Source organism: Sporosarcina sp. BP05 (assembly GCF_014282005.1).
Lineage (GTDB): Bacteria > Bacillota > Bacilli > Bacillales_A > Planococcaceae > Sporosarcina.
Genome location: NZ_JACFTD010000001.1, coordinates 186,563 through 202,490, shown reverse-complemented (window position 1 = coordinate 202,490; position 15,928 = coordinate 186,563). Strand labels below are relative to the sequence as shown.

The window sequence follows — 15,928 nt, the reverse complement described above, 5'->3', positions numbered from 1 at the left end:
TGCCTCGGATAGATTGAAATGTAGACGGTAAAAAGGATATAATAAGAAGATGTTTTCATGTAAAGGACAGTGAGTGTATGGAATCGCGGGAAAAAGAGCGATATGTAACGATTAAGCTCCATTCGTCTATTCGCCATCCAGGCCAAGACGAGGAGAAGCACGAATTGAATGCTAAAGGTTTGTTGATAGAAAAAGCAGGCAAATCTTATTTGAAATATGAAGAACAACAAAGTGGAAAGTCGGTTCAAACAATTGTTAAATTGGACTCCACAGATGCGCTCATTATGCGTCGAGGTGCTGTTACGATGCGGTTGCCGTTTGTTGCTGCTGGCGAACGACCAGGATCGTACGGCAGTGGGCCAGCTACGTTTGACTTAGTTGTCAAAACGGACAAGCTCGACTTTACAGAGCAAAAAGATAATTCGGGCGGACGATTCAATGTGAACTATGATTTACATGCAGAAGGATCACTTCTCGGAACATACGAACTGACTATTACATACACGGAGGGAACAATATGAACGCGGTAGAACAGATTCAACACGAGGTGAAAACAGCACTGCGCCAAGCCGTAATTGATGCGGGCTTGGCAGAAGAAACGGCTATACCAGACATTATGCTTGAAACGCCTAATAACAAAGACAATGGCGATTATGCAACTAACATTGCTATGCAATTGACAAAATTAGCGAAAAAGCCACCGCGTGCGATTGCGGAAGCGATTCTTGAAAAGTTAAATACAGATGGCACATCAATCGAATCGATTGAGATTGCAGGCCCTGGTTTTATCAATATCAAATTAAAAACGGATTACTTAGGCGACATCGTCAAGACCGTTCTTGAGCAAGGCGAGAACTACGGCCGTTCAAACTTCGGCAATAAACAAAAAGTCCAAGTTGAATTCGTTTCTGCCAATCCAACAGGTGATCTTCACCTTGGACATGCACGCGGAGCTTCTCTTGGCGATTCTCTATCCAACGTTCTTGATTTCGCTGGGTACGATGTAGCGCGCGAATACTACATTAACGATGCGGGAAATCAAGTGCACAACCTGGCTACTTCTGTTGAAGCACGTTATTTCCAAGCACTCGGTTTGGAAAAAGAAATGCCGGAAGACGGCTACCAGGGGCCTGACATTATTAATATCGGGAAAATGTTGGTAGCTGAATATGGCGATAAGTACGTCCATACTCCAGATGAAGAGCGTTATGCATTCTTCCGCCAATACGGCCTTGATCATGAATTAGAGAAACTAAAGACAGACCTTGCCAATTTCCGTGTATCGTTTGATGTCTGGTTCTCCGAAACTTCATTATATAAAAACGGCAAAATTGATGTTGCGCTTGATAAATTACGTGCCAATGGTCATGTCTTTGAAGAAGATGGCGCGACATGGTTCCGTTCAACAACTTTCGGGGACGACAAAGACCGTGTGTTAATTAAAAACGATGGTACGTACACGTATTTGATGCCAGACATCGCGTACCATGAGGATAAATTGTTCCGTGGATTCGATAAATTGATCAATATTTGGGGCGCAGATCACCACGGTTATATTCCGCGGATGAAAGCGGCAATCGAAGCGCTTGGTTACGGCAACGACACACTCGAAGTCGGCGTCGTCCAAATGGTTCAGTTGTTTAAAGATGGAGAGAAGTTCAAGATGAGCAAGCGCACGGGGAAAGCCGTAACATTGCGTGAGCTAGTTGAAGAAGTTGGTTTGGATGCAGTCCGTTACTTCTTCGCAATGCGCTCAGGCGACTCGCAAATGGACTTCGACCTAGACCTTGCGATTTCTCAGTCCAATGAAAACCCTGTGTATTACGCGCAATATGCGCATGCACGGATTTCATCAATCTTGCGTCAAGCAGATGAAAATGGAATGGTTGCGTCTGTGGATAATGTATCTTTATTGCAAGCTGAAAAAGAGTTGGAATTACTGAAGAAAATTGGTGACTTCCCACAAGTAATCAGTGATTCCGCGAGAATTCGTTCACCGCACCGCGTTGCAACGTATATCCAAGAACTTGCTGCGACTTTCCATAGTTTCTATAACGCAGAAAAAGTGTTAGATCCAGACAACCGTGAATTATCGGAAGCGCGACTGGCACTCATTACAATCACACGCACAACAATTGCAAATGCGTTGAAACTGATTGGGGTTTCCGCGCCGGAGAAAATGTAAGTTCAAAAGCGGAAGCGCCTGTTCAGCTCCGACAGGCACTGAAAGGCTTGAAGATAAAGGCGTTCGTTGCCTTTATCAGCAAGACTGAAGTGACCCGAGGAGCTAGGCGCTGGAGTCTAGCCGTGTTCAAAAGCGGAAGGCGCCGCCCAGACGCGACAGGCATAAGACGGGTAAAGGAAGGCAGTCTAAGTTCGCGACGTCGTGTCGCAACGACTGCATGACCTGCATCCTGCAGGCCCAAACGGCGTCCTTTGCCGTGTAGCCGGACCGACTTATGACCCTAGCCTCTAGGCGCTGGAGTCTAGACGTGAACACTTCACGTTCTAAACTATCCAAAGTACGAGACTCTATTACTTTCCTTAACTCTAAATATAACCGCCATACCTGAAAGAGGTTTTCTCTTTCAGGTATGGCGGTTTTTTCACATGCAGATATTCTCTCTAAATCTACAAATCCCTCTTGCTATCGACACAATAAAAATTTGTAGTATACTGAAAGTTGAACAAAATACATACCAAACATAAAGGTGCCCCGCATTAAAAACGGGGTTAAAAGGGAAGTCGGTTCAATGCCGATGCGGTCCCGCCACTGTAAGTGTGAGTTAGTCGCAAATTGTCACTGGAAAAATTTCCGGGAAGACGCGACAAGCCTTGAACACAAGCCAGGAGACCTGCCTTTATGGATCACACGTACCCTACGAGGATAGGATTAGTGAAAATCGGCGTCACTGTGCGTCTAGATTTTTACTCAACTTATTCCTCCGTAGCAATTACGGGGGATTTTTATTTGGACCAAACAGGAGGAAAACAACATGAAAAAGATTTGGCAATTAGGACTAACGGCATTTCTTGCAGTATTTCTGCTCGCAGCATGTGGAACTGCAACAACAGAAAAGCCAGAAGTAGCTGGAACACCGAAAGCAGAAGAGGTCGAAGCTGATTTTCCAATTACGCTAACGGATGCGGTTGGCAAAGAAATCACGTTAGAAACTGCACCGGCAACGATTGTCTCGATGATGCCGAGCAACACGGAAATTTTGTTTGAACTTGGTCTAGCTGCTGAAGTTGTCGGCGTAAATGACTACGATGATTATCCCGCAGAAGCACTTGAAAAAGAGAAAATCGGCGGTATCGAATTTAACGTTGAGAAAATCGTTTCCATGAATCCTGAAATCGTTTTTGCACATGAATCGGGACTTGGATCAGGTGAAGCAGGACTGCAGCAAATCCGTGACGCAGGAATTACTGTTTTTGTTGTGAAAAACGCAGCAAATTTTGAAGAAACGTACACAACGATTGAAACAATCGGTAAAGCGACTGGTAAAACAGTAGAAGCAGAGAAAATCATTACGGACATGAAAGCGAAAGTCGAAGAAGTTCTAGCTAAAACTGCAAAAGTTGAAAAGCAAAAAACAGTTTTCGTTGAAACATCACCGGCGCCAGAAATCTACACACCAGGTAAAAATACATTTATGGATCAAATGCTTGAAATGATTGGTGCTGAAAATAGTGCTGCCGATCAAGAAGGCTGGTTCATGATAGATCCGGAAGAGATCGTTAACCGCAATCCTGATGTCATTATTGTGTTGTATGACTACATCGAAACGGCCGTTGCAGACGTTTATGCACGTCCAGGTTTTGATTCAATTACGGCAATTAAAGAAAAAGCAGTTGTTCAAGTTCAAGAGAATATCACGAGCCGTACAGGCCCCCGTCTTGCTGAAGGCCTTGAAGAAATAGCGAAAGCCATTTATCCAGAGGCTTTTGGTGAGTAAATCTAGCGTTGCCTACATCGTTTCTGCCGCCGCGCTTCTAGTGGCGGTATGGCTCGGTGTGTCGATCGGGTCTGTGAAGATACCGATTAGTACGTTATGGAATGCAGGGGCGGATGCAACGGCTACCAATATTTTGTGGAAAATTCGCATGCCGCGTGTCGTGCTTGCTGGACTTGTCGGCGCCTCGCTCGCGATTTCAGGAGCTGCCTTCCAGGGGCTGCTGAAAAATCCGCTTGCTGATCCATATACCCTCGGAGTGTCATCCGGCGCCTCGGTAGGTGCTGTTATGACGCTCTTTTTTGGTATTTCCATCCCGTTTTTAGGCATTTATACGCTTCCTGTATTCAGTATGGTTGGTGCTGCACTGACAATGTTCTTTGTTCTCGGATTCGCACGCCTCGTTGATCGCGCAATGAGAATGGAAACAATTATTTTGACCGGAATCATTTTCGGTTCGTTCCTCGGTTCTGTGCTATCACTTATGATTGCGCTCACTGGGGAAGAGCTACGCCAAATTATTGGTTGGCTTCTCGGCAGTGTCTCGATGAGGGGTTGGAGCTATATTACGATGATCTTGCCATTCGTCGTCGTTGGCTCGTTCATGCTGTGGATGAATCGCCGCGAATTGAATGCGATGTTATTCGGCGAAGAACGGGCGCATCATTTAGGTGTCAACGTCAAACGCCGTAAGTTTACCATTTTGATTGGTGGATCCATCCTGACAGGTTCTGCAGTCGCGGTGTCCGGCACAATTGGCTTTGTCGGCCTAGTCGTCCCTCATATGACGCGACTTCTATGGGGATCTGATCATCGCCATCTCCTGACATTGTCATTCATGAACGGTGCGACGTTGCTCATCATTTGTGATTTAATTGCACGGACGATCATTTCGCCAACAGAACTTCCAGTAGGTGTCATCACAGCGTTTATCGGTGCACCCGTATTTGCATTTATCTTCTATAAACAACGAAGGAAAGGGGGAATGTGACATGTTAAAAGTCGACAATGTTTCCGGCGGTTATGGTAAAGAATCAATTGTGAAAGCAGTAACATTCACTGTCAATAAAGGCGAAGTACTCGGCATACTTGGACCCAACGGCAGTGGTAAATCGACATTATTGAAAATTATTTCAGGCATTCTCCCGAAGGAAACAGGCTCTGTCACGATAGATGGGCAAGACGCGTCTACTTATTCACAAAAAGAATTCGCCAAAAAAGTAGCCGTCCTGCCACAACTCCATGCACATGCATTTTCTCACACTGTTCGTGAAACGGTAGAACTCGGCCGCTATCCACACCAATCGGGGTTATTTTCCTCATGGTCAGATGAAGACGAGCGCGCTGTCACTAATGCCATAAATAGTATGTCAATCTCACGCTATGCTGACAACTCGATAGAACTGCTATCCGGTGGTGAACAGCAACGCGTTTTCGTTGCACAGGCACTCGCACAGGAAGCTCCGATTTTATTGCTCGATGAACCAACGAACCACTTGGACATCGCCCATCAGCAACAATTACTTGATACGATTCGCCAGCAGGCAATCGACAAAGGGTTGACGGTCATTTCGGTGTTCCACGATATCAATTTGGCTTCTTTATACTGTGACCGGCTTCTCTTGATGGATAAAGGCAAGATTGCCAGAATAGGTGTCCCACAAGACGTAGTGAAGGAAGAGGCAATTCAATCTGTGTACGGTGCACGTATAAAATCACAGCCTCATCCCGAATTGCCAAAACCTCAAATTACACTTTTGCCGGATACAAAAGAGGAAATAAAACCTTTCACAGTTGTAAAAGAGGACTTTTCGATAGCATCGGATTTTGTTGCACTCCGAACAAAATACCCGTTGAAAACAATTTCCTCCGCCGTTCATAACGCCGGAACAGGCTGGTATCGCTCGTTTGTCAACCGGCATGTGGATGTCGATTACAATGTAGACGACGTCAAAGCTGAAAACACTTCCTACCTTGAACAGCAAGGTTTTCATCTGACGGATACGGTCGGTATGATGACCGCGGTCACGACGGAGCATACTGAAGTCGAGGAATACACAGGGGATTTCGGAACGATTCTGATTGCGGTAACAGCTGGCGTCGGCAATGCCGTCGATGTGTCGCTAGCACTCACGCGTGATCAGAAACCTCGCGTCGGGACCATCAATACATGGGTTATCGTCAACGGTCAGCTACCCGATGAGGCATTTATCCAAGCAATGATAACCGCGACAGAAGCGAAAACGAAAGCACTTCAGATGGAATCCATAACAGATCCGCTCACTGGCACAATTGCGACGGGTACATCGACGGACAGCCTGCTTGTTGCGGCAACACAACAAGGAGAATTCCTTCCATATGCAGGTCCAATCACGCCGCTCGGAAAACTGATTGGCCATGGAGTGTATGACTGTACTGTACGGGCAATCCGTGCTTACAAAAAGGCGAAAGGGTGGACAATTTGATACCTGCACATTTTATCGCCATCGCAATCGGTTTTCTGCTCGACAGAATGATTGGAGATCCACCGAAATGGCCGCATCCGGTCCGCTGGATTGGAACGTTCATCTCCAAATTGACTAGCGTTATGAATAAAGGTCGGTTCCGCACGTTAAAAGGAGCGTCTACATTCTTCATCACAGTCGGGATTGTATTGGGCATTGTTTTTGCTGTAGTTGGTTTTGCCTATCAATTCAATATCTATGTCGGGATTGGCGTGGAATCAATTCTGATTGCCATCGGGCTGGCACAAAAAAGTTTACGCGACGCTGCACTTGACGTTTATCGCCCGCTCGCCGCAAATGATCTACCAGCAGCACGAACGAAGTTGTCGTGGATTGTCGGTCGCGATACCGATAAACTACAAGAAAGTGGCATCGTGCGCGGGACTGTTGAAACCGTGTCAGAAAATAGTGCGGACGGCATTACATCGCCATTATTTTGGGCATTTCTACTGGGAGCCCCTGGTCTGTGGATGTACAAAACGGTGAATACACTGGATTCGATGATTGGTTATAAAGACGAACGGTATGAGAAGTTTGGAAAATTTTCTGCTCGTGCGGATGATATTTTGAATTTCATACCAGCACGTGTGACGGGTTTTCTGATCATTTTATACACGCCGAATAAAAGTCAATTGTCCTTTTGGAAACGCTTTGCTGGCTGGAGCAAAGATGCAAGAAAACATCCAAGTCCGAACAGCGGATATTTGGAGGCAGCGACGGCTTGGCAACTTGGTGTTACGCTTGGCGGAACAAGTACATACCGTGGAATCGTATCGAAACGACCTGAGCTTGGTCCAGGCAATACTCCACTTACCGCAATACATATTAAACAAACCATTACACAGATGCATAGCATAGCGTTTATTTTCTGGCTAGTAATGACGGTGATTGGAGTGGCTTTTTATGCAACTACCTGAACATGGTGCAAATCCGCACAACGTTTACGCGACACTGGGCATTGAACCGCCTGCACAGTTAGTGGATTTCAGTGAAAATGTCAATCCGGCGGGGCCTCCTGAATCAGTTACAGAAATGTGGCCAAGTTTACTAGAGTTGCTTAAGGCTTATCCAAATCCACAAGGGGAGCCGTTTCTATCAGCGGCGGCCGATTATCATGGTGTTTCAACTGATTGTTTATTCGCTGGGAACGGGGCGGCAGAACTACTGGCACTTCTGGCAGAGCGTTACCGTGCAAAGCGAGCGATTGTCGTGCACCCGACGTTTTCAGAATACGAAGCGACGCTCTTGGCGAAGGATGTGGAGATTGTTCTTGTTTTTGCACAGGAGCGTGATGGCTTTAAATTGCCACTGGAAGCAATCCTCGAAGCCATGACTTCAGCATCTGTTCTGTACCTTTGCACACCAAACAATCCGACTGGAATCATGCCTGAACGCACGGACTTGAACGTGATTATACAGCGCGGCGCTGAAGTAGGTTGTGACGTCGTATTGGACGAGGCCTTTATCGATTTCGTTGATGAATCACTGTCCTTCATTGCAGAAATAAAGAATAATCCGCACGTCATTGTCGTTCGCTCTATGACGAAAATGTATGCCATTCCGGGGATACGCCTTGGTTATATTGTGGCAAATCCATCGATTATTAAGGAGATAAAAGCACTTGCACCGCATTGGAATGTTAACGGACTAGCAGCACAAATCGGTGCGGTGTGCCTTCAGGAAGAGCACTACCGCGAACAGGCAATTCAGTATAGTAACAGTGAACGAGAAAAGATGATGCAGTTTTTAACGGATAATGGTTGTAAGGTTACAAATTCCGTTACGAATTTTATTTCATTCACACTGGGTGCTGACCGTGATTCGAATAAGTTGTATGAAGATATGCTGGTACGTGGAATTGTCCTCCGTCATTCACAAAATTTCCGCGGCATGGATGGCAGATGGTTGCGGATTGGCATGAAAAACGATGCGTCCATGAACATCTTGAAGAAGGAGCTGTCACAATGGTTTGCGGAAAACTGACGTTCATAAGTGGCGGCGTTAGAAGCGGGAAAAGTGCCTATGCAGAAAAGCTGCTTGTTAATGAAGCGCAGAAAAACGCGGCTCGGCTTGTTTACATTGCTTCCGGCATCGCAACAGACTCAGAAATGCAGGCGCGTATTGAACGTCACAAATCGGATCGTTCCATCCATAGTTGGACGACCTTTGAACAACCCTTCGAGCTGGAAAAGATAGTGCCCTCCATTCAACCAGGTGATTATGTGTTATGGGATTGCCTAACTACATGGCTGGCGAATGAGTTATACGTGGGTTGGGAGTCGGGGAAGCCTTGTATTGAACAAGCGGGCTGTATAGAGCAGAAGGAAACACAGTTGTATACAACGATTGACGCACTAGTGTCGCAAGCTGCTCATCTCGTAATTGTTTCGAATGAAGTTTTAGACGAACTGCCGTCAAACTACGCTGAAACGGAAATCTACAGGTTGTGGCTCGGCCGTATTCACCAAGCGCTTGTCAAAAAAGCGGATACAGCAATTGAAATGGATTACGGAATTCCAATCGTATGGAAAAACGAACGGCAGGAGATGAAGCAATGAATGGGTTGATTGTTTTAGGAACAGCATCGGACTCTGGGAAAACGATGATTTGTACAGCGCTATGCCGCATTTTATCGGACGAAGGCGTACGGGTAACACCCTTCAAATCACAAAATATGTCCGGTTTTTCAGCGACAACGGAAAAGGGCGAAGAAATGAGCCGTGCGCAATTCATTCAAGCACAGGCAGCTAGAACAAAGCCATCGATTTATATGAATCCAATTTTGCTGAAACCAGTTGCCGACATGAAGTCGGAAGTGCTTTTTTTCGGAGAGAAGTTTGGTCCAATAGCTGGAATGGCGTATCGCGAACAGTTCTTCGCGCGCGGAGTTGAGGCGATTAAAACGTCACTTGCCAAACTGGCGGAAACGTATGAAACGGTCATTATCGAAGGTGCAGGAAGTCCGGCGGAAGTGAATCTCAACGATAGAGAAATTGTGAATATGCGCGTGGCAGAAATTGCGGATGTACCTGCTGTTTTGGTTGCGGATATTGATCGCGGTGGTGCTATTGCATCAATTGTCGGGACGCTGCAACTTTTACCACCTGAACATCGAAAACGAGTCAAAGCTATTATTATCAATAAATTCCATGGTGACGTTTCTTTATTCCAAGAAGGTATTGAATTCATCGAAACCTACACGGGTATTCCAGTGGCAGGCGTTATCCCTTATAAAGTCGATCACGGCATCGAAGAGGAAGATATGGATCGACCGGTTATGAAAGCTCCTGCGGGAGTCGACGTCTATGATGCGTGGGCAAAACATGTCTTGGCGCATCTCAACTGGCCGCTGATAAAAGAAATTTTGTCACCATCCGGAGTGATGAAATGACAGGATTGTTGTTAGCCATACAATTTTTCACTGCAATCCCGGTGCAAAAAGAATTGCCGCTCGGCCGAAAAGAAGTGACGGCAATGTATGTGGCGTTACCTTTCGTTGGGGCGGCAATTGGGCTCGCGATGTACGGTGTGTCGGAACTTCTAGTGAATTATTTGCATGTCGGTACACTTCTTGCTTCGGTACTCATCGTTATGACGGCGATCATACTGACAGGTGGTTTACACCTGGATGGCTGGGCGGATACGGGCGATGCATTCTTTTCATACAAAGACCGAGAAAAACGACTTGAAATTCTAGAGGATCCACGACTTGGTGCATTTGGAACGATGGCACTGGTGTTATTAATCGTCGTGAAAATCGCTGTGTTCAATGAAATTCTGATGCGTGGTACAGGGAATCTTGCGTTGTTCCTAGCAATTCCTTTCCTAGCAAGAGCGACCATGAACCTGTACTTCTCAACTGTTCGTCTTGCAAAAGACAAAGGAATCGCACACTTTTTCAAAGAAAAGATGTCAACAACTGTGCTAATCAGCTGGACTCTAGTAAGCAGTGCAGTGATTTTATTCGCGGTAGGGCTTATGTTAAAGAGTATACTGATTCCAGTTGTGATAGCGATTGTAATTGCAGTAGCATTTTTCACGTTCCGTAACTGGTCGTTGAAACATTTCGGAGGCGTCACGGGCGACCTATGCGGTGCATTCATTGAAGGAATGGAGGCGTTGTTATGGCTAGCGGTTTTGTGCTTCATCTGATTCGGCATCTTCCTACATTAGGTAACAAAGAACGGAAATATATTGGCTGGACGGATGAACCGATTTTGGAATCGGCTACCTGGAACTGGCGTCTACCCGAAGCCCCGAAACACGTTTACAGCAGTGATCTTCGTCGTGCAAAACAAAGTGCCGTACGCTATTTCCCGCAAGCGTCTATTGAAACAGCTGCCAGTTGGCGTGAATGTAATTTTGGCGAGTTTGAAGGAAAAACATATGCGGAACTTGAAAAGGATATGGACTATCGAAAATGGATTGATGATCCGTATGCATTTGTACCACGTGGCGGTGAGAGTTTAACAGATCTAGAAATACGTGTAGTGGCCGCAGTCAAACAATTGCCTAATCAGGCGGTTGTCGTGACGCATGGGGGGCCTATCCGCGTAGTCCTGACGAAGTTTTCACCGGAAGAAAAAGGTTTTTGGTCGTGGAACATCCCGCACGGAACGGGTTACCGACTTGAATGGGAAAGCGAAAAAGCATTCGGGGAGGGGAAGTCATGCACGTTTATATCGGCGGTGCCCATAACGGCAAACGAGACTATGTAAAAAAAATGCTGGCCGAGCAAGGGAAAGAAAACGTACAGTGGATAGAAGGGAATCGTCTAGGAGACAGTCCCTTAGTTAGTACAGAAGCCATTCAGACAACTGTCATAGCCGGAGTCGAGAAGTGGCTTGCGGAAACGAATTTATCGGAACAAGCAGCCATTGATTACGTGATGAATTGCATCGTCAAGGGCCGTCATACAGTTTTCATTTTAACGGACATTGGACGAGGAATCGTTCCTATGGATGCAGATCAGCGAAAATTACGCGATGCTTGCGGTCGGCTCTATCACCGCTTAATGGCAGAGGCGGATGAAGTGACGAGAATTTGGTATGGTTTGGCAAAAACTTTGAAGAAAAGGGGAGAACAACAATGAAAATTTACACACGTACAGGGGATAAAGGGAAAACGAGTTTAATAGGGGGCCGCGTCGACAAAGACAGCCTTCGCGTTGAAGCGTATGGCACGATGGATGAATTGAATTCATTCATTGGCAAAGCAATGACGGAACTGGATCCTGCAATTTTCGCAGATATGCTGACAGACTTGGAAGCCATTCAAAACGAATTATTTGATGGTGGGGGCGACCTTGCAAATGTTATGAAAGAACGTCATTATAAATTATCCGAAGAACCGGTTGAAGTGCTTGAACAACGCATTGATGTGCTGATGGAAGAAGCGCCGCCTTTGGAGAAATTCATCTTACCAGGTGGATCACCTGCTGCTGCAACACTTCATATTGCACGAACTGTTGCGAGGCGCGCAGAACGCGGGGTGGTAACACTTTTAAAAGCTGAAGAAGACGTACCAGCAGTTGTTCAACGCTATTTGAACAGGCTATCAGACTACCTTTTCGTCGCAGCGCGCATTGCGAATTCACGGGTCAACGTACCGGATAATGAATACGTAAGAAGTGCAAAAGTGTTCCGAACGGATAAGAAAAAGGAGGACTGACCGATGCAATTGAAACGGCTCACATTGACGGCTTTTTTTGCAGCCCTCTGTGTCATCGGTGGATTAATCAAAATCCCGTCCGGCATCGGTTCCTTGGCACTGGATACGGTACCGGCGCTTATCTCAGCTGCCTTTCTACCACCCGTATTTTCAGGAATCGCGGCGATGCTCGGACATACGGCCTCCTCGATGTATGTCGGTTTTCCTTTAGGACCCTTTCATGTACTCATTGCGCTCGAAATGTTCGTCATCGTTATCATCTTTGCACGTCTGCACAAAGCGGGACGCAATGTGACGAAGTGGATCTTTTTCATAGTGGCAAACGGTTTAATCGCACCACTGCCGTTTTATTTCCTGATTTCACCGGCGTTTTTCTTGGGAGCAGTTCCATTTCTATTGCTCGCGACAATCGTTAACGCAGTTGTTGCAGCAGTTGTCATGCCGTCACTTCAGCATGTGGTGGATGGTCGCATGGGGGCACTTCGATGAGGAATGCCATTGATATCGGCAATGGTTTCATCGTGACAACCGATAATTCAGGCGGCATCGGTGAAAAGTTGCAGGATATAGTTAATGTACCGGACCGCATCACAGCATATTTCGCGGCCCGCGTCGCATTGCTTGAACAATGGGCGTCGCATGCGGAACCGGTTTCAATTCTCATTCACAATTTTAGCGGTAACGCGAGTTGGGGGAATTACGTGGCGGGTGTGACGGATTTATTCCACGAGGCGGGGCTTGAGGTTCCGCCGATCAATGGCAGTTCAGAAACCAATATGGAACTTGTTCAGTCAGCGATGGCCGTAACAATTATAGGCAAAAAATCGGCAGCGCGGACTCAGGAAAATAGTGCGTGGTTTACTTACGGCACACCACTCGTTGGAGATGAAGTACGAAATCGCGCAGATGAAATTGCGTCCGCCCGGCTTATTCACGAGGCGATGAAAAGTGGAATCGTCCAGCAAATCTGGCCAGTTGGCTCAAGTGGAATATTACAAGAGGTCCGTTTGCTAACTGGAATGAAGGAAGCGCGCGTTGAAACCATATTGGATCCAATGAAATCAGCCGGTCCGTCGACAGTTGTTCTTCTAGCCATTCCAAAAATGCAAATCGAGGAAGCTAAGGCGCTTTTTGCTGTCCATTTGAATAAACTAACGATTAATACTTGAAACCTGCATTGTTCTTGCAGGTTTTTTCTACCTTTGGAAAGTGAAACCGAGCATATCCGTGGCCAAACCAATCTACGTTGAACAACTAATTACCTATATAAACAGAGTGAAGGCGCCTTATCAGGGGTGGGAGGCATCCCCGAGCGCCGCAGCGAATTCAATGGAGTTTTCTATTTCGACAGATATATCTAAACTTTCTATTGACTGAATGCTCATTCATAATTAAACTAGAAAATAGACATCGACACGATACCTATTTTCGACTACACTATCTGTACTATTCAAACAATAAGGGAAGGGGAGATAATAAATGCATCCATTGATCATTGCCAACTGGATTCTGTTTCTAGCAGTCGTGGCTTACGCGCTTGCGTTGTTCACATATCTAATCAAAACACGGATTCAATTTATCAAACTGGGGAGAAAAGAAGAGTTTGATAATAACATTTCGGAACGTCTCCGCAAAATATGGATATACGTCTTCGGACAAAAGAAATTATTAAAAGATAAAAAAAGTGGAATTATCCACGTACTGTTTTTCTACGGGTTTTTACTCGTGCAATTTGGAGCTATGGATCTTATCTGGAAAGGATTAAAACCGGGGTCACACTTACCATTCGGTCCATTGTATCCCGCCTTCACATTCTTCCAGGAAATCGTCGCTGTTACAATACTTGTCGCAGTCGTGTGGGCATTCCACCGTCGGTATATTGAAAAGCTAGTTCGTTTGAAACGTGGCTGGAAATCTGGACTAGTCCTTATTTTCATCGGGGGGCTCATGCTTTCAACATTACTTGCAAACGGTATGAACATGATTTGGCAAGGGCATGAACCGTCATGGTCTGAACCAATCGCATCCACGATTGCAACGATTTTCAGTTTCATGCCGGCAACTGGGGCAGCCGTCATATTCTTCATTGCTTGGTGGATCCATCTACTAATCTTACTGACGTTCCTGGTCTATGTGCCGCAATCTAAACATGCGCACTTGATCGCAGGACCTGCGAACGTTTATTTCCACCGCCTTGATCATGCAGGCCGTTTAAAGCCAATCGACTTCGAAGCATTGGAAGATGTGGAAGAAGGAGAAGAGATGCCGCCACTCGGGGTAGGTAAAATTACTGACTTTACGCAGCTACAAATGATCGACTTATACGCTTGTGTTGAATGTGGACGTTGTACGAATATGTGTCCAGCATCTGGAACAGGTAAAATGCTGTCCCCGATGGATCTCATTACGAAACTACGTGATAATCTGACAAATACAGGTGCACTTGTTACAAAGCAGAAACCGTGGGTACCAACACTTGCGTTCAATAAAACAAAAGGCAACCAGATTGCATTTGCAGCTGGACTTGAAGGCGCTACAATGGATGATATTTACAACCCGTCCCTCATCGGGGATATCATCACCGAAGAGGAAATCTGGGCTTGTACAACATGTCGTAACTGCGAAGACCAATGTCCGGTTATGAATGAACACGTTGACAAAATTATTGACCTTCGCCGTTACCTTGTTATGACAGAAGGAAAAATGGATCCCGATGCACAGCGCGCGATGACAAACATCGAACGTCAAGGGAATCCATGGGGTCTTAACCGTAAAGAGAAAGAAAACTGGAGAGATGCACGTCCGGACCTTCATATTCCAACGGTTAAAGAATTGAAAAAAGCGGGCGAAGAATTTGACTACCTGTTCTGGGTAGGTTCAATGGGGTCATTCGACAACCGTTCGCAAAAAATCGCTTTATCATTTGTCCACCTTATGAATGAAGCGGGCATCAAGTTCGCTATTCTAGGTAATAAAGAGAAGAACTCTGGAGATACGCCGCGTCGTTTGGGGAATGAGTTTTTATTCCAAGAGTTGGCTACAGCTAATATTGAAGAATTCGAAAAAGCGGGCGTTACAAAACTTGTTACAATTGACCCGCATGCCTACAATATCTTCAAAAATGAATACCCTGACTTCGGATTTAAAGCAGAAGTCGTTCATCATACGGAAATGCTTTACGAACTTGTTGTTCAAGGGAAGTTGAAACCAGAGCATGCAATCGACGAAACAATTACGTTCCATGATTCATGTTATCTAGGTAGATACAATGACGTTTATGATCCGCCACGTGAAATCCTTAAAGCAATTCCTGGCGTTAATCTAGTTGAGATGAAACGTAGCCGTGAAGACGGCATGTGCTGTGGAGCGGGTGGAGGGCTTATGTGGATGGAAGAAGACACAGGTCACCGCATCAATGTCGCTCGTACAGAACAAGCGCTTGAAGTCAGTCCAGGAATCATATCATCCGGCTGTCCATACTGCTTGACGATGTTGTCAGACGGTACGAAAGCGAAGGAAGTAGAAGAGTCTGTCGGCACATATGACATCGCCGAATTACTAGAACGTTCGATTTTCGGTGAAGACTGGAAGCCGGCTGTTGAGGTTGAAGTAGAATCGATTTTGCAATAAGCCATTGCAGAACAATCAGCATTGTCGTACAATTAATAAAATTAGACTTATAGAATGCGTGAAAAAAAGGAGTGGAAACACTCCTTTTTTCTTAAACTACTTATCGAGCGAGCGTTCAGTCGCTCAATTTAATCAGGAATGAAAGCGTTACCAACAATCATCAAAGGG

At 45.8% G+C, this 15,928-nt stretch carries 16 protein-coding genes and 1 riboswitch; all 16 genes read left to right on the top strand.

Features of this window, described 5'->3' with window-relative positions; all coding sequences use genetic code 11:
• Positions 1 to 77 precede the first annotated feature (77 nt).
• The 16 genes from H2672_RS00795 (at position 78) to H2672_RS00720 (ending at position 15,760) form a co-directional block, all read left to right on the top strand.
• Positions 78 to 521, top strand: coding sequence for a YwiB family protein (locus H2672_RS00795; protein ID WP_186667976.1), 444 nt, complete (start codon positions 78 to 80; stop codon positions 519 to 521).
• Entirely contained in the window at positions 518 to 2,185 is a 1,668-nt protein-coding gene (gene argS / locus H2672_RS00790; RefSeq protein ID WP_186667974.1) for an arginine--tRNA ligase, read from the top strand. Before H2672_RS00795 ends, argS begins: the two co-directional genes overlap by 4 nt.
• 507 nt (positions 2,186 to 2,692) lie before the next feature.
• Positions 2,693 to 2,877, top strand: a riboswitch (cobalamin riboswitch).
• 119 nt (positions 2,878 to 2,996) lie between these two features.
• A complete protein-coding gene (locus H2672_RS00785; protein ID WP_186667972.1) occupies positions 2,997 to 3,959 on the top strand; it encodes an ABC transporter substrate-binding protein in 963 nt (320 codons plus the stop codon).
• Positions 3,952 to 4,947 (top strand): FecCD family ABC transporter permease, encoded by a 996-nt coding sequence (locus H2672_RS00780; RefSeq protein ID WP_186667970.1) that lies wholly within the window; start codon positions 3,952 to 3,954, stop codon positions 4,945 to 4,947. Before H2672_RS00785 ends, H2672_RS00780 begins: the two co-directional genes overlap by 8 nt.
• A 1-nt stretch (position 4,948) precedes the next feature.
• Positions 4,949 to 6,421, top strand: a complete 1,473-nt coding sequence (locus tag H2672_RS00775) for an adenosylcobinamide amidohydrolase (RefSeq protein ID WP_186667968.1) — start codon at positions 4,949 to 4,951, stop codon at positions 6,419 to 6,421.
• Positions 6,421 to 7,377: an adenosylcobinamide-phosphate synthase CbiB gene (gene cbiB / locus H2672_RS00770; RefSeq protein ID WP_186668344.1), complete on the top strand. Its 957-nt coding sequence runs from the start codon at positions 6,421 to 6,423 to the stop codon at positions 7,375 to 7,377. The genes H2672_RS00775 and cbiB overlap by 1 nt, the downstream gene beginning before the upstream one ends.
• Positions 7,364 to 8,443, top strand: a complete 1,080-nt coding sequence (locus H2672_RS00765; protein WP_186667966.1) for a pyridoxal phosphate-dependent aminotransferase — start codon at positions 7,364 to 7,366, stop codon at positions 8,441 to 8,443. Before cbiB ends, H2672_RS00765 begins: the two co-directional genes overlap by 14 nt.
• Positions 8,425 to 9,018, top strand: a complete 594-nt coding sequence (locus tag H2672_RS00760; RefSeq protein ID WP_186667964.1) for a bifunctional adenosylcobinamide kinase/adenosylcobinamide-phosphate guanylyltransferase — start codon at positions 8,425 to 8,427, stop codon at positions 9,016 to 9,018. The genes H2672_RS00765 and H2672_RS00760 overlap by 19 nt, the downstream gene beginning before the upstream one ends.
• Complete coding sequence (locus H2672_RS00755) at positions 9,015 to 9,851, top strand: cobyric acid synthase (protein WP_186667962.1); 837 nt, start codon at positions 9,015 to 9,017, stop codon at positions 9,849 to 9,851. Before H2672_RS00760 ends, H2672_RS00755 begins: the two co-directional genes overlap by 4 nt.
• Positions 9,848 to 10,612: an adenosylcobinamide-GDP ribazoletransferase gene (cobS, locus tag H2672_RS00750; protein ID WP_186667960.1), complete on the top strand. Its 765-nt coding sequence runs from the start codon at positions 9,848 to 9,850 to the stop codon at positions 10,610 to 10,612. Before H2672_RS00755 ends, cobS begins: the two co-directional genes overlap by 4 nt.
• The gene (locus H2672_RS00745) at positions 10,585 to 11,178 is read left to right on the top strand and encodes a histidine phosphatase family protein (RefSeq protein ID WP_186667958.1); all 594 of its coding nucleotides are present in this window, start codon (positions 10,585 to 10,587) and stop codon (positions 11,176 to 11,178) included. Before cobS ends, H2672_RS00745 begins: the two co-directional genes overlap by 28 nt.
• On the top strand, positions 11,130 to 11,552 hold the full coding sequence (locus tag H2672_RS00740; protein WP_255485226.1) for a bifunctional adenosylcobinamide kinase/adenosylcobinamide-phosphate guanylyltransferase: 423 nt from the start codon (positions 11,130 to 11,132) through the stop codon (positions 11,550 to 11,552). The genes H2672_RS00745 and H2672_RS00740 overlap by 49 nt, the downstream gene beginning before the upstream one ends.
• On the top strand, positions 11,549 to 12,130 hold the full coding sequence (locus H2672_RS00735; protein ID WP_186667956.1) for a cob(I)yrinic acid a,c-diamide adenosyltransferase: 582 nt from the start codon (positions 11,549 to 11,551) through the stop codon (positions 12,128 to 12,130). Before H2672_RS00740 ends, H2672_RS00735 begins: the two co-directional genes overlap by 4 nt.
• Before the next feature lie 3 nt (positions 12,131 to 12,133).
• Positions 12,134 to 12,619 (top strand): ECF transporter S component, encoded by a 486-nt coding sequence (locus H2672_RS00730; protein WP_186667954.1) that lies wholly within the window; start codon positions 12,134 to 12,136, stop codon positions 12,617 to 12,619.
• The gene (locus H2672_RS00725; protein WP_186667952.1) at positions 12,616 to 13,299 is read left to right on the top strand and encodes a hypothetical protein; all 684 of its coding nucleotides are present in this window, start codon (positions 12,616 to 12,618) and stop codon (positions 13,297 to 13,299) included. Before H2672_RS00730 ends, H2672_RS00725 begins: the two co-directional genes overlap by 4 nt.
• Positions 13,300 to 13,609: 310 nt before the next feature.
• On the top strand, positions 13,610 to 15,760 hold the full coding sequence (locus H2672_RS00720; protein WP_186667950.1) for a (Fe-S)-binding protein: 2,151 nt from the start codon (positions 13,610 to 13,612) through the stop codon (positions 15,758 to 15,760).
• Positions 15,761 to 15,928 lie beyond the last annotated feature (168 nt).